Here is a 19,449-nt window from a genome sequence, read left to right on the forward strand (position 1 = left end):
CACGGAAGACCTGCCGAGGCCCGCGGATCGGGACCGAGGACATCGCAAGGAGCTTCAGGTGTTCAATGACATAGGTGCGCTCGAGGTGGTGACGCTCGTCGTCCTCGCCGTGCTCGTCTTCGGTCCGGACAAGCTCCCGAAGGTGATCCAGGACATCACGCGGACCATCCGCAAGATCCGCGAGTTCTCGGACAGCGCCAAGGCGGACATCCGCAACGAGCTCGGACCGGAGTTCAAGGACTTCGAGTTCGAGGACCTCAACCCCAAGACGTTCATCCGCAAGCAGCTGGACAACGACGAACTGGGGCTGAAGGAGATCCGCAGCAACCTGGACCTGAAGAAGGAGATGGCCGAGCTCACGGACGCCGTCCACGGCCGTGACTCCGCGTCCGCCTCGTCGGACTCCTCCTCGGCCTCCTCCGCCGGCTCCGTCGACATGACGAAGAAGCGCGAGATCGAGGAGCGCCCGCCGTACGACATGGACGCCACCTGAGCCGTACGCCGGTGCGCCGCCCGTGCCCCCTGACGTGATGCGATTCATACCGTCACGCACCCTCGTACGGCCCGAACCCGCCAGTACGCCGTCCTACGCGCCGGGCGCTTTCCCTGCTGCTCGGAGAGCTGTGGCTATGCTGCCCAGTTGTTGTGCGGACCGTAAGAAGAGCGAGCGACGACGCCCGAGGGGGGCGGGCCGCTCCGGTCCGTCTAGAGCGAGGAGGCGTCCGGGCACATGGAGACGACGAGTCGGGTAGGCGCGCAGGCGTCGGCCGCGGAGGGTGGACAACAGCTCTCCTCCGCCCGCCGCACGGTCGACGGCTACCTGCTGGCGCCCTTCCCTTGGTACGGCCTCGACGAGGCCTTCACGGGACCGCGCTGGCTGATGCAGGTCGGTACGTCGGCGGAAGGAGCCGTCGAGCACGGTTCGATCGGCCACGGTGACGAGCCCTCGGTGCGCAACGAGTACACCGCCGGGTCGGACGACGAGGCCAAGGAGCGGTTCGCGGTCGTGGTGACCGTCGCGGCGAATCCGTCCCGGAGGAGCGCCGACGGTACGGGGCTGCTGGAGGCCACCTCGGTGTCCTCGGCGGCGTGGCTCGCGGGCGTGGGGCTCCTGTCCTTCACCTGGCCCGGTCAGTTGGACCACTCCCTGCGGGACGACTGGCTGGACCAGCAGACCGAGGCCGCGTGGGTGCTGGCCGACGATCTCGCCGGGGCCGACTGGACGACCCTGTCCCTGCCGGTGGACGGCGTGCCGACGCCGTTCCACTACCGCGAGTCCGAGTTCGGGTGGGTGCTCGCGGGGTCGACCTCGCAAGGGGTGCATGTGGGGGCGTACGGGCGTGGCATGAGCGCGTACGGTCTGGGGTTCGCCGTGGTCAAGGACGTCGAGGCGTACGCGTAACGGGGAAGGGCACCGCGCTGTGGTGTGCCGCGGTGCCCTTCATCGCCGTAGGGACTTCGGTGGTTCGGGGACCGCGGGTTCGTCGTGGCTCGTCGCGCGGTTCCCCGCGCCCCTGAGAGCGTGCCCGCGGCTGCGACAGGCGCCCTAGAACTTGTTCCTCGGGGTGATTCCCAGGCTCATGCCCGACAGGCCCCTCTGGCGGCCGCCCAGCTTGCCCGCGATGGCTCGCAGGGCCGCGCCGGCGGGGGAGTCGGGGTCGCTCAGGACCACCGGCCTGCCGTCGTCGCCGCCCTCGCGGAGGCGGACGTCGATGGGGATGGAGCCGAGGACCGGGACCGTGGCGCCGGTGGTGCGGGTCAGGCCGTCGGCGACCGTCTGGCCACCGCCCGTGCCGAACACGTCGACCATCTCGTCGCAGTGCGGGCAGGGCAGCCCCGCCATGTTCTCGACGACGCCGACGATCTTCTGGTGGGTCTGCACGGCGATGGAGCCGGCGCGCTCGGCGACCTCGGCCGCCGCCTGCTGAGGGGTCGTCACGACGAGGATCTCGGCGTTCGGGACCAGCTGGGCGACGGAGATGGCGATGTCGCCGGTGCCCGGCGGGAGATCCAGGAGCAGGACGTCCAGGTCGCCCCAGTAGACGTCGGAGAGGAACTGCTGCAACGCCCGGTGCAGCATCGGGCCGCGCCAGACCACCGGGGAGTTGCCCGGGGTGAACATACCGATCGAGATGACCTTCACGCCGTTCGCGGACGGCGGCATGATCATGTTCTCGACCTGGGTGGGAAGGCCGTCGGCGCCCAGCATGCGGGGCACGGAGTGGCCGTAGATGTCGGCGTCGACGACGCCCACCTTGAGGCCGTCTGCGGCCATCGCCGCCGCCAGGTTCACCGTCACCGAGGACTTGCCGACGCCGCCCTTGCCGGAGGCCACGGCGTACACGCGCGTGAGGGAGCCAGGCTTGGCGAACGGGACCTCGCGCTCGGCCTGGCCGCCGCGCAGGGCGCCCGCCAGCTCCTTGCGCTGCTCGTCGCTCATCACGTCCAGCTCGACGTCGACGCGGGTGACACCCTCGACGGCCGCGACCGCGTCGGTCACGCGCTGGGTGATCGTGTCGCGCATGGGGCAGCCGGAGACCGTCAGGTACACGGCGACCGCGACCGTTCCGTCCGCGCCGATCTCCACCGACTTGACCATCCCGAGTTCGGTGATGGGGCGGTTGATCTCGGGGTCGTTCACCGTCGACAGTGCTTCGCGCACCGCGTCTTCCGTAGCCATAAGGACGATGGTACGGCGCTGCGCGGGGCCCCTGGGAGCCCTGTCAGCGGTCGCCCATGTCACGTCCGCGCGCGTGGTCCGGCGGGAATACGGTCCGGGTCCCGCGCGCCCCGTCCCCGTCGTGCTCGTGCAGCTCCCTGACCAGGTCATGGAGTTCCGAGCGCAGCCAGTCGCGGGTGGCGACCTCGCCGAGACCGATCCGCAGCGCGGCGATCTCCCTGGTCAGGTACTCGGTGTCGGCGATCGAGCGTTCGTTCTGCTTGCGGTCCTGTTCGAGGTTGACGCGGTCGCGGTCGTCCTGGCGGTTCTGCGCGAGCAGGATCAGCGGGGCGGCGTAGGAGGCCTGGAGCGAGAGCATCAGGGTGAGGAAAATGAAGGGGTAGTTGTCGAAGCGCAGGTCGCTGGGGGCGGAGACGTTCCACACCACCCACAGGATGATGACGAACGTCATCCAGACGATGAACCGCCCGGTGCCCAGGAACCGCGCGATCCGCTCCGACAGCCGTCCGAAGGCCTCCGGGTCCCATTCGGGTAGGAACCTGGCCCGGCGCGGCAGCGGCTGGTCGAGACGCGTACGCGGGCGGGCGGTGGCCCCGGAGGGCGTGCGCTCCCTCAGGGGCGCTCCGGAGGGCGCTGTGCGCTCCCGCGCTCCCACGCCGGAGTGCGCCCGCTCCCGCCCCGCGTGACGCCCTTCCCGCCCCTCACGCCCCTCGCGCCCGATGTGCAGCCGTCCGTCCCGCCCCTCGCGTCCGCCGGGGCGCCCCTCCCGCCCTTCACGGGCCTCCCGCCCGTCCCGGTCAGGAGCCATCGCCGACCTCCTGCCCGTCCGCGACGTCCTCGTCCTCGTCCTCGTCCAGATGGAACTCCGTCTCCCGCCAGTCCTCGGGAAGCATGTGGTCCAGTACGTCATCGACGGTCACCGCGCCCAGCAGCGAGCCGCTCTCGTCGACCACGGGCGCCGCGACCATGTCGTACGTCGCGAAGAACCCGGCGACGGCGCGCAGCGCGGCCTCCGGGTCCAGCGGCTGGAGATCGTCGTCGAGGAGCGAACTGACCAGGGTGTACGGCGGGTCCCGCAGCAGCCGCTGGAAGTGGACGGTGCCGAGGTACTTGCCGGTCGGGGTCTCGTCCGGGGGCCGACACACGTACACCTGGGCGGCGAGCGCGGGGGACAGGTCGGCGTTGCGGACCCGCGCGAGCGCGTCGGCGACGGTCGCGTCCGGGCGCAGCACGATCGGCTCGGTGGTCATCAGACCGCCGGCGGTCTTCTCCTCGTACGCCATCAGCCGCCGTACGTCGGCCGCGTCGTCCGGCTGCATCAGCGTCAGCAGCCGTTCCTGTTCCTCCTCCGGCAGCTCGGCGAGGAGGTCGGCGGCGTCGTCCGGGTCCATGGCCTCCAGGACGTCGGCGGCCCGCTCCTCCTTGAGCTTGCCGAGGATCTCGATCTGGTCGTCCTCGGGCAGCTCCTCCAGGACGTCGGCGAGCCGGTCGTCGTCGAGGGCGGCGGCGACCTCGGCCCGGCGTTTGGGGGAGAGGTGGTGCAGCACATTGGCCAGGTCGGCCGGGCGGAGCTGCTCGAAGGTCGCGAGGAGGTTCTCGGCGCCCTGCCCGTGCTCCTCCAGCGAGAAGCCGGTGACCGCCGACCACTCCACGGTCACCGTCTCGCCCTTGTGCCGCCGGAACGCCCCGCCCTTGCCCTTGCGGACGAACACCCGGTCGATCTCCCAGTCCCGGCGGGCCGGCAGCTGCTGGACCGAGATGTCGAGGACCGTCACCTCCTCGCCGGTCTCGACGAGCGTCACCCGCCGGTCCAGCAGCTCTCCGATGACGAGGCGCTCGGTGGGGCGCTGCTCGAAGCGGCGCACGTTCAGCACGCCGGTGGTGATGACCTGGCCCGACTCGATGCCGGTGACCCGGGTCATGGGCAGGAAGATCCGGCGCCGGGTGGACAGTTCGACGACCAGACCGAGCAGACGCGGGGGCTTGCGGCCCACCCGCAGGATCGCCACCAGGTCCCGGACGCGGCCCACCTGGTCGCCGTTCGGGTCGAAGACGGCGACGCCGGAGAGGTGGGAGACGAAGATCCGGGGCGCCACCGCCGCCATGAGCCGCCCCTTTCCTTCCCGTCGCGAGGGGAATGTCCGCCGAGGACGGCTTCAGGCTAGCCCGTCCCGATCGGATATGCCCTGGTGAGCGGTGCGGACGGACTGGCTCCGTGGTGGGTCGGGAGCCCCGGTACTCTGCGGTACGCCTGGACTCCCCACGAAGAGGTGCATCGCCTGTGACTGTGATTCCCCGTACCCGAAGGGCCGCACTGGTGAGCGCCGTCTGCACCCTGGTGGTCGGCGGGCTGGGGCTCACCGGATGCGGCGAGGACCCCAACGAGGGCACCAACGGGGTCGGCAAGCTGGAGCCGGCGAAGATCCAGAGCACGACCAGGGCGGCGGCCACGGCGGCGGACGCGGTCCGGCTGTCCGGGGCCGTGGTGAGCAACGGCAGGACCTACAAGCTGGACATGCGCCTGAAGGAGGACGGCGGTACCGGTTCGGTGACGTCGGAGGGCTCCACGTTCCGGCTGTTGAAGGTGGGGGAGCACCTCTTCCTCAAGGCCGACAAGGACTTCTGGGACCACCAGGACTCGGGGAAGGACGGCGGCGACGAGGACTCCGAGGCGGCCGCGGCGGACAAGCTGGACGGCATGTATGTGAAGGTGCCGACCGGTGACCCGGCCTACAAGCGGTTCAGCGGCTTCACCGACAAGGACGTCCTCCTCAACAGCCTGCTCACCCTGCACGGCACGTTGTCCACCGAGGGCCATCACGAGCAGTCCGGCACCCGCACCATCCGCATCACCGGCGACAAGGGCTCCGGCGGCACGCTCGACGTCTCCCTCGAAGGCACCCCGTACCCCCTCCGCCTCGTCCGCGCCGGCGACGCCGGCACCATCCTCCTCACCGACTGGGGCAAGGACTTCACCCTGGAGGAGCCGGACGAGAAGTCGGTGGTGGACTACGGCAAGCAGTTGCCGACCTCTTGACGGGCCTGAGCAGCGACGCGAGGCCTCTTGCCGGAGCGGGCCAGGCGCTCAGCGCTTGCGGCGGGAGAAGAGCAGGCGTGGGACCGCTGCCGGAATCGGCCGGCGGGTGGTGGCCGACGTGGCGACCGGGGCCTCCGCCAGGTCGCCGTCGGGCAGCGGCAGGGTCACCCCCGTCGGCTCCAGGCGGAGCACCCGGCACTCGCGGGCCCACCGGGCCGGCATGGCCTCACCGTCGGACGCGTTGAGGCGTTTGCCCTTGAGCTCGGCCACGGCGGACTCCCACTCGGGGGAGTCCGGGGCCAGTTCGACGACGCCCGCGGCCCAGCTGACCAGCCGCCCGCCCTTGTCCTTGCTGCGGACGGTCACCACCGCCGGGCCCCCGTCGACCAGGCCGGGCAGCGGCTGCTCACCCGGCCCGTCGCCCACCACGCACGCCGCGCCCTCGTGCCAGACGTGCCACAACGCGCGCGACGGCGCACTCGAGCCCGTGTCCCCGGGCGTCGGCGCGGTCCCGCCCCGTACCCAGATGAGTCCGGACTTCTTGGTGGCCTCTTCGACGAGGGCACGATCGAGCAACGCGTCAGCGGTCGGCGAGTCGGCGTTCATGGGGGCAGCCTAGCTACAGCCACCCATTGCGCTTCAGCGTCCGGTGGATGCCGAGGCAGAGCGCGACCGTGACCCCGAGGACCAGGGGATAGCCGAACTTCCACCGCAGCTCCGGCATGTAGTCGAAGTTCATGCCGTAGACACCGCACACCATCGTCGGTACGGCGATGATGGCCGCCCAGGACGTGATCTTGCGCATGTCCTCGTTCTGCGCGACGGAGGCCTGCGCCAGGTTCGCCTGGAGGATCGAGTTGAGGAGCTCGTCGAAGCCGACGACCTGCTCCTGGACCCGGGCGAGGTGGTCGGCCACGTCACGGAAGTACTTCTGGATGTCCGGGTCGATCAGCCGCATCGGCCGCTCGCTCAGCAACTGCATGGGCCGCACCAGCGGCAGCACCGCGCGCTTGAACTCCATGACCTCGCGCTTGAGTTGGTAGATCCGGCCGGCGTCGGTACCCCGGGGCGTGCCCTTGCGCCCGGGGGAGAACACCTCCGTCTCCACCTCGTCGATGTCGTCCTGCACGGCGTCCGCGACCGCCACGTACCCGTCGACGACATGGTCGGCGATGGCGTGCAGCACGGCCGACGGGCCCTTCGCCAGCAACTCCGGGTCGTCCTGCAGCCGGTGACGCAGCGCCCGGAGCGAGCCCTGCCCGCCGTGCCGGACGGTGATGAAGAAGTCCCGCCCGGTGAAGCACATGACCTCGCCGGACTCCACGACCTCGCTGGTGGCGGTGAGTTCGTCGTGCTCGACGTAGTGGATGGTCTTGAAGACGGTGAAGAGGGTTTCGTCGTACCGCTCCAGCTTCGGCCGCTGGTGCGCGTGCACCGCGTCCTCCACGGCCAGCGGGTGCAGCCCGAACTCGGCCGCGATACCGGAGAATTCGGCCTCCGACGGCTCGTGCAGGCCGATCCAGACGAAGCCGCCGTCACGGCGCACCTGACGGATCGCCTCGTGCGGGGTCAGGTTGCGCTCGAACGACACACGCGCGCCGTCGCGGTACACGGCGCAGTCCACGACGGCCGTGGCCGCCTCCGCCGGACGCGTGGCGTCGTACACCCCGCCGTCCTTGCGCAGCGACAGCCGCGCGGGACGGGACGGGCGAACCGCGGCACGCAGGTTGTGGATCATCGACATGAGCTGGCTCCTTCGCAACGAAAGGCCGCCGACGACGGTTGGAACTACCCGGAATGGGGACGTTTTGACTGCGGATGTTTGGCACGTCCACAAAGCGGGGAGCACCGCACCGTCGCGGTGACAGCTTCGCTTGATTCAGATCAAGACGGGAAAGAAGTGCTCTTCCGATGCGCGACGACCGGCGAGCGGCACGACGCGAGTGAGGGTGGTAGCCAGCGAGCGAGTACTACGGCTACGACCGGCGCTACGGAACTCGAACAGCGGAAGAGCGGGTGGTACTGCCAGGTCGACTTCGGTCCATCGCAGCCCCACCTCCTCCGGCCGGTCCCTCGTAAGGGACGTTCCATACCCCATCCGGGGTTCCCCGTAGGGGAGTCAGTCTTCTCGGTACGGGACGTGAAGGCGTGAGAAGCCTTGAGAGCGTGGCTTCTGCGTGCTGCCCGCGTGCTGTCCCGACCGGCGCCCCAGACTAACAGTCGGCTGAAGTGTCAAGGCGCCCGTTTGCCGGTTCCTGACGAGTTCTATGCTCGGCTCATGGCTGATGTTCTTCCGTTGGTGGAGGCCCGTTTGCGCACCGCGCTGGGCGAACCGGACGCGCGCGCCGCGGTCACCTTCCTCGGCACGGACCGCATCGAGGTGCTCCGTTTCACCGACGGCGACGTCGTCCGCTACGCCACGCTCGGCATGTCCGCCCAGCCGATGGCCGACCCCACCGCGGTCCTCGCCGACCCCGTCAAGGGCCCGCGCGCCGAGCTCCTCCTGTCCGTGCGGCGCGGTGTCGCCGACACCGACAAGGTGTTGCGTCCGCTCGCCGTGCTCGCCGCGTCGCCGCAGGTGGAGGGCGTGATCGTGGCCCCCGGTGCCTCTCTCGACGTGGGCGGACCGCTCTGGCCCGGCGCCCCCTTCACCTCCGTCCTCGTCGCCGAGTCCGGCGGCCTGGTCGAGGATCTGGAACTCGAGGCCCCCGCCGACCCCGTACGGTTCCTGCCCCTCCTGCCGATGACGCCCAACGAGGCGGCCTGGAAGCGGGTGCACGGAGCGCAGGCCCTCCAGGAGCGCTGGCTCACGCAGGGGACCGACCTCCGCGATCCCACCCGCGCGTCGGCCTCCCTCGCCTGACCGACCGCGCGGCGCGACTTCCCGGTGTGACGGACGGCACGCCATACGTGACCGGAGCAGGCTCGACAGGTGGCCGAAAACCGCCGTTCCCCTTGGCGATGTGGGTAGTTGATTCCGTTGGTCGGCCCGATCGGCCGACCACCCGCCGAAGACCGGCGTTCGTGCGTGGAACGTGCGCGGAACGTGACGCGCACACGCCGGACGGGTGATCGTCCTTGACGCGAGGAAGCACGGGGAGGACCGTTGGGCCCTATGAGGGGCGAACCCAGTTGCCCGAAGTGTGGTGGCCGGGTCAGGGCTCCCGGCCTCTTTGCCGACTCCTGGCAGTGCGCCGCCCACGGGACGGTGCACCCGCTGCAGCCCGTGATCCCGCCCAGCGTCGAGGCTCTCAGCGTCGTGGTGCATCGTGCCAAGGTGCCGGTCTGGATGCCCTGGCCGCTGCCCGTGGGCTGGCTCTTCACGGGTGCCGCCTTCGCCGGGGACGACCGCAGCGGCGGCCGTGCCACCGCCGTGGCCTGCTCCGGTCCCGGCCCGCTCGGCGGCGTCGGGGAGCTCGTCCTCATCGCGGAGGAGCTCGGCGTCGGCCTCGGCGCGCGGTACGCGGGCATCGACGGGCCCGACCCCGGCCCCTATCTGAGCGTCGAGAAGCCGCCCCAGGCGAAGGTCCTGGCCGCCGGACGGCCCACACCGCTGTGGCACGTCACCGGCACGCCGGACGATCGCGCCGTCTTCGCGGGCGAGGCGCTCGGGCTGTGGCTGTGGGCGATCGTGTGGCCCGAACAGACCGGGCTGCTGATGTACGACGAACTCGTGCTGACGGACCTGCGGGACGCGGGTGCGGAGGTGGAACTCCTCCCGTGCGGAGCCCTCTCGCCCCGCATCCTGGAGCCGTAGGGGCACCACACCCGACCCACGCGGCACCCGTTCCGGCCATGAGGCGCCCGATCCGCCCGCCCCTGTCTCCACCGCTGTAGGGGGCGCTCCCAGGTTTAGGGTGTGACAGGGGTGGCCCGAAAGGGCGCTATCCTTGAGCGTCCGCTTCCCTTCCCCCGTGCCTGGAGTCCGAGTCGTGCGTATCGATCTGCACTGCCACTCCACGGCCTCCGACGGTACGGACACCCCGTCGGAGCTGGTGCGGAAGGCGGGGGCGGCCGGTCTGGACGTCGTCGCGCTGACCGACCACGACACCACGCGTGGGCACGCCGAGGCGATCGCCGCGCTGCCGGAGGGGCTCACCCTGGTCACGGGCGCCGAGCTGTCGTGCCGACTGGACGGCGTCAGCATGCACATGCTGGCCTATCTGTTCGACCCCGAGGAGCCCGATCTGCTCGCCGAGCGCGAGCTGGTCCGGGACGACCGCGTCCCCCGGGCCCGCGGGATGATCGCCAAGCTGAACGAGCTGGGTGTGCCGGTGACCTGGGACCAGGTCGCGCGGATCGCCGCCGGCGGCTCCGTGGGACGGCCGCACGTGGCCACCGCGCTCGTCGAACTCGGCGTCGTGCCCACCGTGAGCGACGCGTTCACGGAGCAGTGGCTCGCCGACGGCGGCCGCGCCTACGTCGCGAAGCACGAGACCGACCCCTTCGAGGCGATCCGCCTGATCAAGGGCGCCGGCGGTGTCGCCGTCTTCGCCCACCCCGCCGCCGTCAAGCGCGGCCGGACCGTGCCGGAGTCCGCGATCGCCGAGCTGGCCGCCGCCGGACTCGACGGCATCGAGGTCGACCACATGGAGCACGACCCGGCGACCCGGGCGCGGCTGCGCGGCCTCGCGAAGGAACTGGGGCTGCTCACCACGGGCTCCTCCGACTACCACGGCAGCCGCAAGACCTGCGTGCTCGGCGAGTACACCACCGACCCCGAGGTGTACGGCGAGATCACTCGGCGGGCCACCGGAGCGTTTCCCGTCCCGGGGACCGGCGGGAAGTAGCCGCCCCCTGGCCGTACGGGACCTGGCCGCCGGCGGCTGTCCTCACCGTCCCCACCACTCCCGACTCCGTTCGCGCGGGCGCTTCCCCCATCGCCTCGCGGAACGATCGCTCACAGCGGTACGCGGCTGTGGGCTGCCCCTCTTCTCCCGCTCTCCACTCCCGCAAGGCACTCCCGTGTTCGATCTCGCCATATTCGGTTCGCTCTTCCTCACCCTCTTCGTGATCATGGATCCCCCGGGGATCACCCCGATCTTCCTCGGCCTCACCGCGGGGCGACCCGCGCGCACCCAGAAGCGGATGGCCTTCCAGGCCGTCTGCGTGGCCGGTGGTGTGATCACCGTCTTCGGGCTGCTGGGGCACCAGATCCTGGCCTATCTGCATGTCTCCGTGCCGGCGCTCATGATCGCGGGCGGGTTGCTGCTCCTGCTGATCGCGCTGGATCTGCTGACCGGCAAGACGGACGAGCCGAAGCAGACGAAGGACGTCAACGTCGCGCTCGTCCCGCTGGGGATGCCGCTGCTGGCCGGTCCCGGCGCGATCGTGTCGGTGATCCTCGCCGTGCAGAAGGCGGACGGCGTGGCCGGTCATGTCTCCGTGTGGGCCGCGATCCTCGCGATCCATGTCGTGCTGTGGCTGACGATGCGGTACTCACTGCTGATCATCCGCGTCATCAAGGACGGCGGAGTGGTCCTGGTGACCCGGCTCGCGGGCATGATGCTCTCCGCCATCGCCGTGCAGCAGATCATCAACGGCGTGACCCAGGTCGTCCAGGGCGCCTAGCCCACGCCCCGAGCCGCTTCTGGCCCCCGGAAGTCGCAGAGCCCCGTACGGCGTCGTGCCGTACGGGGCTCTGAAGTGTGAACGGACCCGCGTGCTTACGAGGCGGTCACGTCTGCCGGGCGGATCCAGAGGCGCTGCCCGATGGCGGCGGCCTGCTGCACGATCCGGTTGACGGAGGCGGCGTCCACGACGGTGCTGTCGACGGGCGTGCCGCTGACATCGTCGAGTCGCAGAATTTCGAAGCGCAAGGGCTTCTCCCTTCGTCTGGTCATCCTCCTGAGGAGAACTACTGGTGATGGTTCACGGGTCGTCAGTGCCCGTGTTCCATCAGTAGCCAACGGCATGCGTGTTACGAACATTCCCTACGCTAAGGAAATTTTTCGAGAAGCTAATTACTAGCGGGTAAGCGGTGTGGTGGTATGTCTACCGGGAGGCAGGAAGACTGACTGGGACCGGTTGTGTTCGCAGCGTGACCGCCGGGACAATGGCAGTAATGAACGACGACCTCACGGCGCTGGGCGCCCGCATCGACCGAACGAACGAGCTGCTGCACCGCATGCTCGCCGAGGTGGCGAAGACACCCTCGACACATGCGATCTTCGTCGATGCCGGGTATCTGTACGCGGCCGTGGGACGGCTCGTCGCGGGGACGGAGGACCGGCGGTCCTTCGATCTCGACGCGGAAGGGCTCATCGACGCGCTGATCGACAAGGCACGCACGATCTTCGCGGACAGCCGGCTGCTGCGGGTCTACTGGTACGACGGGGCGCGCCGGCGCATCCATACGGCGGAACAGCAGACGATCGCCGAGCTGCCGGACGTGAAGGTCCGCCTCGGCAACCTCAACGCGAACAACCAGCAGAAGGGCGTCGACTCCCTGATCCGCACCGATCTGGAGTCACTGGCCCGGCACCGCGCGATCAGCGACGCGGCCCTCATCGGAGGCGACGAGGACCTGGTCTCGGCGGTCGAGGCCGCGCAGGGCTACGGGGCGCGGGTCCATCTGTGGGGGATCGAGGCACCCGAGGGCCGCAACCAGGCCGAGCCGCTGCTGTGGGAGGTCGACAGCCAGCGGACCTTCGACCTCGACTTCTTCAAGCCGTACGTGTCACGAAGGGCCGCCGCCACCTACGACGCCCCCACCGGAGCCCGCCCCACCCGTGAGGACGTCCGCTTCGTCGGCGCCCAGATCGCGGCCAAGTGGCTCGCCTCACGCGGTCGGGAGACCTTGCAGGAACTGCTCCACGGCCATCCGTACCTGCCCGGCTCCGTCGACCAGGACCTGCTCGTCGAGGCGGAGGGCCTGCTCCAGTACTCGCTGCGGGGACAGGCGGACCTGAGACGGGCGCTGCGGGACGGCTTCTGGGAACACCTGCGGGCGCAGTACTAGTCGCCCGGTACCGGTGGTCGTGCCGCGGGGGCTCAGGGGGCGATCCGGTCCCAGAAGCCGATGAGGGCGTCGGCCGTCGCCTTCGGCTGATCGGTGTTGGGGGAGTGCTCGGCGTCACGGACGACGGTGCGGTGGGCGCGCAGCCGTACGGCCATGTCGTCGAGGATCGGGATCGGCCAGGTGTCGTCGCGTTCACCGGAGAGCACGTGCTTGGGCAGGTCCACGGCGGCGAGTTCGGCGACGCGGTCGGGTTCCGCGCAGAGCTGGCGGCCCGTGGCGATGAGCTGGGCGGGCTTGGTGGCGAGCCAGCGGCGGCGCAGGTCGGCGCGGTCGTCCAGCCCCGCGTCGAGGGCACCCGTGTCGGCCTCCTCGGGCTCCGGTGCCTCCATCGCCTGGATGGCGTCCCACACCTGCTCCATGTCCATCACGGCCAGGGCGTCCCGCAACAGCTTCACGCGCTCCTGCTGGCCGGCCGAGATCTGGGCGGGGCCCGAGGCCATGAGAGTGAGGGAGGCGAAGGGGGAGGCGTCCATCAGCACGGCGGCGCGGGAGATCTGGCCGCCGAGGGAGTGACCGACGAGGTGCAGTGGACCGCCGTCGCTCACGGCCCGCGCCTGGGCGAGCAGGTCCTTCGCCAACTCCGGCTGCGCGTACGGCGCTTCGTCGTCCTCGGCCCCCGGGCTCTCGTACTGGCCACGCCCGTCCACGGCCACCGTCCGGTACCCCGCCGCCGCCAACGGCTCGTGCAGCGCGATGAAGTCCTCCTTGCTCCCCGTGAACCCCGGCACGAGCAACACGCTGCCCTTCACCGCCACCCCCGCCTCGATCACGGCGAACTCCCCACGAGGGGTGCGCAGACGATGGGCGCGAGCGCCGGGAGGCGGGGTGAACGAGGGGGGACGGCTCATGGGGCGAGAGTAACCGGCCACCGAGGCCCGTGCGGGGTGGGGACGGGTGCGTTGGTCGGGTGCCGGGTCCGTGGGGCTTCTCGCGCAGTTCCCCGCGCCCCTGAAAAGCAGGGGCTGCGCCCCGTGCTTTTCGGCCCGAAATGGCCGTAGGCCTTTCAGGGGCGCGGGGAACTGCGCGACCAGCCCCCACCGGACGGACGCTTGGGGGTCGAAGGGGCGCAGCCCCTTGAGGATGGGACGGGTAGGGGCGGCGGGGGCGAGAAAAGCCCGGAGAACGCCGAAGGCCCGGCCCCCGCCAGGGGAACCGGACCTCCACGCGAGACAGGACAGGTGGACCTCAGCCCTCCGTACCCTCCACCGCAGCCACAGCCGCCTTCCGCGCACGCCGCCGAGGAGCCGGAGCCTCAGCAGCCCCCGCCTCCTCAACAGCGACAGACGCCGCCGCCTTCCGCGTACGACGCGGCTTCGTGGCCTGCTCCTCCGTCGGCTGCGCGGGCACCGCCCCCTCAGCCGTAGCGGCCACGGCCTTGCGGGTCCGGCGGCGCGGCTTGGGCGCCTCGGCGGTGTCCACGGCGGCCTCGGCGGCGGTGTCCGTCGCCTCGACGACGGGCTCGGCGGCCTTGCGGGTCCGGCGGCGGGGCTTGGCCGGTGCCTCCTCGGCGGCGGCCTCCTCGCTCACGACCTCGGCGGGTGCGGCGACCTTGCGCGTACGACGACGCGGCTTGGCCTCGGCCTCGACCTCGGCGCCGGTCGTCCCCTCAGCCGTGTCGACGGCGTCCTCGGCGGCAGGCGCCACGACGGTCGCCGCGGCCTTACGGGTCCGACGACGCGGGGCCGGAGCCTCGACCACCGCCTCCTCGGCGACAGCCTCCACCACGGTCTCGGCGGCCTCCGCCACGGCCTTGCGGGTCCGGCGGCGCGGCTTGGGCGCCTCGGCGGTGTCCACGGCGGCCTCGGCGGCGGTGTCCGTCGCCTCGACGACGGGCTCGGCGGCCTTACGCGTGCGGCGGCGGGGCTTGGCCGGTGCCTCCTCGGTGGCGGCCTCCTCGCTCACGACCTCGGCGGGCGCGGCGATCTTGCGCGTACGACGACGCGGCTTGGCCTCGGCCTCGACCTCGGCGGCCGGCTCGGCGGCAGCCGTGCCCTCCGCCGTGTCCAGCGCGGCATCCGCGCCCGGCGCGGCCTCGGCCACAGCGGCGGCGGCAGCGGCCTCCACCGACTTACGGGTCCGGCGGCGACGCGGCTTGGGGGCCTCCTCCACCGACTCGGCGGGCACGCCCGCGACCGTGTCGACCACGGCCTCCGCCGACTCGACCGGCGCACTCTCGACGGTCTCGGTCTCGGTCACGGCCTCGGTGGCGGGGTTCGCCCCGGCCCGCGTGCGGCGGCGACGGCGCGGCGTACGAGGCTCGGACACGCCGGCGTCGGTGCCGGGAGTCGGCGTGGACTCCGACGGCTCCGTGACCGCGGCGGCCTCCGGGGACGCCCCGTCGACGCCGGCGCCACCACGCGTACGGCGGCGACGGCGCGGCGTACGCGCCGGACGCTCCCGCTCGCGCTCGGCGGACGCCGGGCCGGAGGAACGGCCACCGCGACCGCGCGGACCACGCCCGCCCGGCTCGCCGAGGTCCTCCAGCTCCTCCGCGTCCAGCCCGGCCCGGGTGCGCTCGGAACGCGGCAGGACACCCTTGGTGCCCGCGGGGATGTTCAGTTCCTCGAAGAGGTGCGGGGACGTGGAGTACGTCTCCGGCGGGTCGTTGAACCCGAGGTCCAGCGCTTTGTTGATGAGCTGCCAGCGCGGGATGTCGTCCCAGTCGACGAGGGTGATCGCGATGCCCTTGGCGCCCGCGCGGCCCGTACGGCCGATGCGGTGCAGGTACGTCTTCTCGTCCTCGGGGGACTGGTAGTTGATGACGTGGGTGACACCCTCGACGTCGATGCCGCGCGCGGCGACGTCGGTGCAGACGAGGACGTCCACCTTGCCGTTGCGGAAGGCGCGCAGGGCCTGCTCGCGGGCGCCCTGGCCGAGGTCGCCGTGGACCGCGCCGGAGGCGAAGCCCCGCTGCTTGAGCTGGTCGGCGAGGTCGGCGGCCGTCCGCTTCGTACGGCAGAAGACCATGACCAGTCCCCGGCCCTCGGCCTGCAGTATGCGCGCGACCAGCTCGGGCTTGTCCATGTTGTGCGCGCGGTAGATGTGCTGCGCGGTGTTGCGGACCGTCGCGCCCTCGTCGTCCGGAGACGTGGCGCGGATGTGGGTCGGCTGGGACATGTACCGGCGGGCGAGGCCGATGACCGCGCCCGGCATGGTCGCCGAGAACAGCATCGTCTGGCGGCGGGCCGGAAGCATGTTGATGATCTTCTCGACGTCGGGCAGGAAGCCCAGGTCGAGCATCTCGTCGGCCTCGTCGAGGACCAGGCACTTGACGTGCTTGAGGTTCAGCTTCTTCTGGCCGGCGAGGTCGAGGAGTCGCCCCGGGGTGCCGATGACGACGTCGACGCCCTTCTTGAGGGCCTCGACCTGGGGCTCGTACGCGCGGCCGCCGTAGATCGCGGTGACGCGGACGTTGCGCACCTTGCCGGCGGTCAGCAGGTCATTGGTGACCTGGGTGCACAGCTCGCGCGTCGGGACGACGACGAGCGCCTGCGGCGAGTCGACGAGGTCCTCGGGCTTGGCGCGGCCGGCCTCGACGTCGGCGGGGACGACGACCCGCTCGAGGAGCGGGAGACCGAAGCCCAGCGTCTTGCCGGTGCCGGTCTTGGCCTGGCCGATGACGTCGGTGCCGGACAGGGCGACCGGGAGCGTCATCTCCTGGATGGGGAAGGGGGTGATGATGCCGACGGCCTCGAGGGCCTCGGCCGTCTCGGGAAAGATGCCGAGATCGCGGAAAGTCGTAGTCAGGGTGCTGCCTCTTCTGTGTACGCGGTGTGAGGCGAGCGCGGGGGTCGTGTCGGACCGTGCCGGGGACGTCGGCCACCGCACGGGCGGGCCGTGTGGCACGGGACCACTGCCGACGCTCTAGCGCTCATACCGCTGAGGGGTTCCCTCCGGACGCCGTACGCGAAGTGCCGTACGGAACAGGAGGGCTGTCGGGTCGGAGCCGATCGGGCCACCGACCGGGCATCCTCATGCGTGCGGCCTGTCGAGACACCGTCGAACTACTCGCGGTACCAGCAGGCGCATTACCACCATACCCCGGAATCGCGCATATGCGATGGCCGATTTGGTCACGTAGTCGTCGTCACACTGAATGGCGCACCGAATGACCGGGCCCTTCCGCCTTGCGCGGAGCGGGTTATTGTGCGCTGCATGACCACGTCTGACAAGCCTGAGAACGCCACCGGCGGCGAGTCCGCCGACGCCGCCGACACCACGGAGGTCACCGGGATCGCCGCCCAGGACTGGGAGCGGGCCTCCGCCGACCCGCAGTACCGCGCCGCCGTGGTGGACCTGCTGGGAGCGCTGGCGTACGGGGAGCTGGCGGCGTTCGAACGGCTCGCGGAGGACGCGAAGCTGGCGCCCACCCTCGTAGACAAGGCGGAGCTGGCGAAGATGGCGGCGGCCGAGTTCCACCACTTCGAGAGGCTCGCCGGCCGGCTCACCGAGATCGGCGAGGAGCCGACGCGCGCCATGGAGCCCTTCGTCGACGCGCTCGACGGCTTCCACAAGCAGACCGCGCCCTCGGACTGGCTGGAGGGGCTCGTCAAGGCCTACGTCGGCGACTCGATCGCCAGCGACTTCTACCGGGAGGTCGCGGCGCACCTCGACTCGGACACGCGCTCGCTCGTGCTCGCCGTGCTCGACGACACCGGGCACGCCGGGTTCGCCGTGGAGAAGGTGCGTGCCGCGATCGACGAGGACCCGCGGGTGGGCGGTCGACTGGCGCTGTGGGCACGGAGGTTGATGGGGGAGGCGCTGTCGCAGTCGCAGCGGGTGGTGGCCGACCGGGACGCCCTGTCCACGATGCTCGTGGGCGGCGTGGCCGACGGGTTCGACCTCGCCGAGGTGGGGCGGATGTTCTCGCGGATCACCGAGGCGCACACCAAGCGGATGGCCGCGCTCGGCTTGGCCGCGTGAGCGCCTAGTCGCCGTGGGGTGAGCCGTCGTCCGGCGGGTGCGGGTGCTTCGTGGCTGGTCGCGCAGTTCCCCGCGCCCCTGGAGGGGGCTTCGCCCCTATCCGTGGATCCTGACGTATCCGGGGATCCTCACGCTGTCGCCGAGCTGCTGCGTCGAAAGCGTTCCGTCGGGCGCAGGAGCAGGGAGAGGGACGCCGCCGCGACCACCAGGGCGCCGGTGAGGACCAGCAGGTAATTGGCGGAGCCGAGCGCCGTGTGGGTGAGGAAGGCGCCGAAGAGACCGCCGGCGGTGCCGGTCGGCAGGACGAGGGCGCGGGCCGGCAGACGGTGCGGCAGACGGTAGGCGGCGGCGCAGGCGAGGGCGAAACCGAGGAGTGCGGATCCGAGTGCTTCCAAGAACATGATCGGGTTCCCTCCCGCACGGCCTGGCCTGGGCAAATCGGTCGTAGCCGGTACTACCCGCGAGGCGTGGGACGCAATCATCGTCCGTGCACGAGATGTGGGCGTTCCGGGGGCCGCGCCCCGTGGCGGCCCTGAGACGGGGGCGTACGGAGGGGGCCCGGTGGTTTCACACCACCGGGCCCCCTCCGTACGTCTCCTGTGCCCCTCGACTACAGCGCGCTGAAGCCCACCTTGCGGACGGTCGGCTCGCCGATGTCGATGTAGGCGAGACGGTCGGCCGGGATCAGCACCTTGCGGCCGTGCTCGTCCGTGAGGCTCAGCAGCGCCGACTTGCCGGCCAGCGCCTCGGCAACCGCACGCTCGACCTCCTCGGCACTCTGACCGCTCTCCAGAACGATCTCGCGGGGCGCGTGCTGCACGCCGATCTTGACCTCCACGGCTATGTCCCTCCGACGGTCAATGAGATGCGCGGGCTTCCGCGCCGTACGCAGCACACATTAGCCCGGTGAGGGGACCTGCACGCTCCGCCTGAGAACGCCAACAGCGAACAGGGGGCGGGAACAAATCCCCGAACCCGGGGTGCGGCGTACCGGTCGGTGGGGTCAGTGCTGGTCGAGGCCGTGCAGGGGGAAGCCCGCGATACCGCGCCAGGCGAGCGAGGCCAGCAACTGGACCGCCTGCTCGCGCGGGACACTGCGGTCGCTGTGCAGCCACGACCGCGCCACCACCTGGGAGAGGCCGCCCAGCCCCGAGGCGAGGAGCATCGACTCCGCGCGGGAGAGACCGGTGTCCTCCTCGATGACGTCGCAGATGGCCTCGGCGCACTCGTTGGTGACCTTGTCCACGCGCTCGCGCACGGCGGGCTCGTTCGTCAGGTCGGACTCGAAGACCAGCCGGAAGGCGCCGCCCTCGTCCTCGACGTACGCGAAATAGGCGTCCATCGTCGCCCGGACCCGCTGCTTGTTGTCGGTCGTCGACGCCAGCGCGCCGCGCACCGCCTGGATCAGGGCCTCGCAGTGCTGGTCCAGCAGGGCCAGATAGAGGTCGAGCTTGCCGGGGAAGTGCTGGTAGAGCACCGGCTTGCTGACTCCGGCGCGCTCGGCGATGTCGTCCATCGCGGCCGAGTGGTAGCCCTGGGCCACGAAGACTTCCTGGGCGGCGCCCAGCAACTGGTTCCGTCGGGCTCGGCGGGGCAGCCGTGTGCCTCGCGGGCGCGCCGCCTCTGTCTGCTCGATGGCTGTCACGCCGCCTCCCAAGATCGTCCACATGCGGGTGTGCGCCGCGCCGCCATCGTACTTTTCGGTAACCCTGGTGTGCGCGGTGCGAGCGCAGAATTTCACGGACCGGACGGCTGGGAAAGTGCCGCCAATCACGTCAAACAGGGGCA

Annotated in this window: 20 protein-coding genes; 9 read left to right on the top strand and 11 right to left on the bottom strand. The window is 71.1% G+C overall.

What is annotated here, in order from left to right:
* The first annotated feature begins 58 nt into the window (after positions 1–58).
* Complete coding sequence (locus L3078_RS30220) at positions 59–493, top strand: sec-independent translocase (RefSeq protein WP_239757064.1); 435 nt, start codon at positions 59–61, stop codon at positions 491–493.
* Positions 494–730: 237 nt separating this feature from the next.
* Positions 731–1,402 (top strand): hypothetical protein, encoded by a 672-nt coding sequence (locus L3078_RS30225; protein ID WP_239757065.1) that lies wholly within the window; start codon positions 731–733, stop codon positions 1,400–1,402.
* 144 nt (positions 1,403–1,546) lie between these two features.
* On the opposite strand, the gene L3078_RS30230 is transcribed toward L3078_RS30225, so the two are convergent.
* From L3078_RS30230 to L3078_RS30240, 3 genes are all read right to left on the bottom strand, one after another.
* Positions 1,547–2,680 (bottom strand): Mrp/NBP35 family ATP-binding protein, encoded by a 1,134-nt coding sequence (locus L3078_RS30230; protein WP_239757066.1) that lies wholly within the window; start codon positions 2,678–2,680, stop codon positions 1,547–1,549.
* Positions 2,681–2,723: 43 nt separating this feature from the next.
* On the bottom strand, positions 2,724–3,335 hold the full coding sequence (locus L3078_RS30235; protein ID WP_239760521.1) for a DUF1003 domain-containing protein: 612 nt from the start codon (positions 3,333–3,335) through the stop codon (positions 2,724–2,726).
* 142 nt (positions 3,336–3,477) lie between these two features.
* On the bottom strand, positions 3,478–4,785 hold the full coding sequence (locus L3078_RS30240; protein WP_239757068.1) for a magnesium transporter MgtE N-terminal domain-containing protein: 1,308 nt from the start codon (positions 4,783–4,785) through the stop codon (positions 3,478–3,480).
* 176 nt (positions 4,786–4,961) lie between these two features.
* Here L3078_RS30240 and L3078_RS30245 point away from each other — a divergent pair, with 176 nt between their 5' ends.
* The gene (locus L3078_RS30245) at positions 4,962–5,717 is read left to right on the top strand and encodes a hypothetical protein (RefSeq protein WP_239757070.1); all 756 of its coding nucleotides are present in this window, start codon (positions 4,962–4,964) and stop codon (positions 5,715–5,717) included.
* A gap of 48 nt (positions 5,718–5,765) precedes the next feature.
* On the opposite strand, the gene L3078_RS30250 is transcribed toward L3078_RS30245, so the two are convergent.
* Both L3078_RS30250 and L3078_RS30255 read right to left on the bottom strand, forming a co-directional pair.
* Positions 5,766–6,323 carry a hypothetical protein gene (locus tag L3078_RS30250; RefSeq protein WP_239757072.1) on the bottom strand — a complete coding sequence of 186 codons (558 nt, stop codon included), beginning with the start codon at positions 6,321–6,323 and terminating at the stop codon, positions 5,766–5,768.
* Positions 6,324–6,336: 13 nt separating this feature from the next.
* Positions 6,337–7,461, bottom strand: coding sequence for a magnesium and cobalt transport protein CorA (locus tag L3078_RS30255; RefSeq protein WP_239757073.1), 1,125 nt, complete (start codon positions 7,459–7,461; stop codon positions 6,337–6,339).
* Positions 7,462–7,995: 534 nt separating this feature from the next.
* Here L3078_RS30255 and L3078_RS30260 point away from each other — a divergent pair.
* The 4 genes from L3078_RS30260 (at position 7,996) to L3078_RS30275 (ending at position 11,288) form a co-directional block, all read left to right on the top strand.
* Positions 7,996–8,580, top strand: coding sequence for a suppressor of fused domain protein (locus tag L3078_RS30260; protein WP_239757075.1), 585 nt, complete (start codon positions 7,996–7,998; stop codon positions 8,578–8,580).
* A gap of 252 nt (positions 8,581–8,832) precedes the next feature.
* Positions 8,833–9,474 (top strand): DUF6758 family protein, encoded by a 642-nt coding sequence (locus L3078_RS30265; RefSeq protein WP_033525501.1) that lies wholly within the window; start codon positions 8,833–8,835, stop codon positions 9,472–9,474.
* 175 nt (positions 9,475–9,649) lie between these two features.
* Positions 9,650–10,507 carry a PHP domain-containing protein gene (locus L3078_RS30270; protein WP_239757076.1) on the top strand — a complete coding sequence of 286 codons (858 nt, stop codon included), beginning with the start codon at positions 9,650–9,652 and terminating at the stop codon, positions 10,505–10,507.
* Between the two features lie 175 nt (positions 10,508–10,682).
* Positions 10,683–11,288 (top strand): MarC family protein, encoded by a 606-nt coding sequence (locus L3078_RS30275; protein WP_239757077.1) that lies wholly within the window; start codon positions 10,683–10,685, stop codon positions 11,286–11,288.
* A gap of 95 nt (positions 11,289–11,383) precedes the next feature.
* Here the strand turns inward: L3078_RS30275 and L3078_RS30280 are convergent, their stop codons facing one another.
* Complete coding sequence (locus tag L3078_RS30280) at positions 11,384–11,536, bottom strand: hypothetical protein (protein WP_086755393.1); 153 nt, start codon at positions 11,534–11,536, stop codon at positions 11,384–11,386.
* Positions 11,537–11,772: 236 nt separating this feature from the next.
* On the opposite strand from L3078_RS30280, the gene L3078_RS30285 reads away from it, so the two are divergent.
* Positions 11,773–12,678 carry an NYN domain-containing protein gene (locus L3078_RS30285; RefSeq protein WP_239757078.1) on the top strand — a complete coding sequence of 302 codons (906 nt, stop codon included), beginning with the start codon at positions 11,773–11,775 and terminating at the stop codon, positions 12,676–12,678.
* Positions 12,679–12,710: 32 nt separating this feature from the next.
* Here L3078_RS30285 and L3078_RS30290 read toward each other — a convergent pair whose 3' ends face one another.
* Together L3078_RS30290 and L3078_RS30295 are read right to left on the bottom strand one after the other, a co-directional pair.
* A complete protein-coding gene (locus L3078_RS30290; RefSeq protein ID WP_239757079.1) occupies positions 12,711–13,586 on the bottom strand; it encodes an alpha/beta fold hydrolase in 876 nt (291 codons plus the stop codon).
* A 337-nt stretch (positions 13,587–13,923) separates the two neighbouring features.
* Complete coding sequence (locus L3078_RS30295) at positions 13,924–16,566, bottom strand: DEAD/DEAH box helicase (RefSeq protein WP_239757080.1); 2,643 nt, start codon at positions 16,564–16,566, stop codon at positions 13,924–13,926.
* A 318-nt stretch (positions 16,567–16,884) separates the two neighbouring features.
* Between L3078_RS30295 and L3078_RS30300 the strand changes: the two genes are divergently transcribed.
* Positions 16,885–17,661 (top strand): ferritin-like fold-containing protein, encoded by a 777-nt coding sequence (locus tag L3078_RS30300; protein ID WP_391805067.1) that lies wholly within the window; start codon positions 16,885–16,887, stop codon positions 17,659–17,661.
* Between the two features lie 128 nt (positions 17,662–17,789).
* Here L3078_RS30300 and L3078_RS30305 read toward each other — a convergent pair whose 3' ends face one another.
* The 3 genes from L3078_RS30305 to L3078_RS30315 all read right to left on the bottom strand — a co-directional run bounded on the left by L3078_RS30305 (position 17,790) and on the right by L3078_RS30315 (position 19,306).
* Positions 17,790–18,062 (bottom strand): hypothetical protein, encoded by a 273-nt coding sequence (locus L3078_RS30305; protein WP_239757082.1) that lies wholly within the window; start codon positions 18,060–18,062, stop codon positions 17,790–17,792.
* 209 nt (positions 18,063–18,271) lie between these two features.
* Positions 18,272–18,499: a DUF3107 domain-containing protein gene (locus L3078_RS30310; protein WP_200305861.1), complete on the bottom strand. Its 228-nt coding sequence runs from the start codon at positions 18,497–18,499 to the stop codon at positions 18,272–18,274.
* A 165-nt stretch (positions 18,500–18,664) separates the two neighbouring features.
* A complete protein-coding gene (locus L3078_RS30315) occupies positions 18,665–19,306 on the bottom strand; it encodes a TetR/AcrR family transcriptional regulator (protein WP_045559253.1) in 642 nt (213 codons plus the stop codon).
* Positions 19,307–19,449: the final 143 nt, after the last annotated feature.

The organism is Streptomyces deccanensis (assembly GCF_022385335.1).
In the GTDB taxonomy this organism is placed as follows: Bacteria; Actinomycetota; Actinomycetes; order Streptomycetales; family Streptomycetaceae; genus Streptomyces; species Streptomyces deccanensis.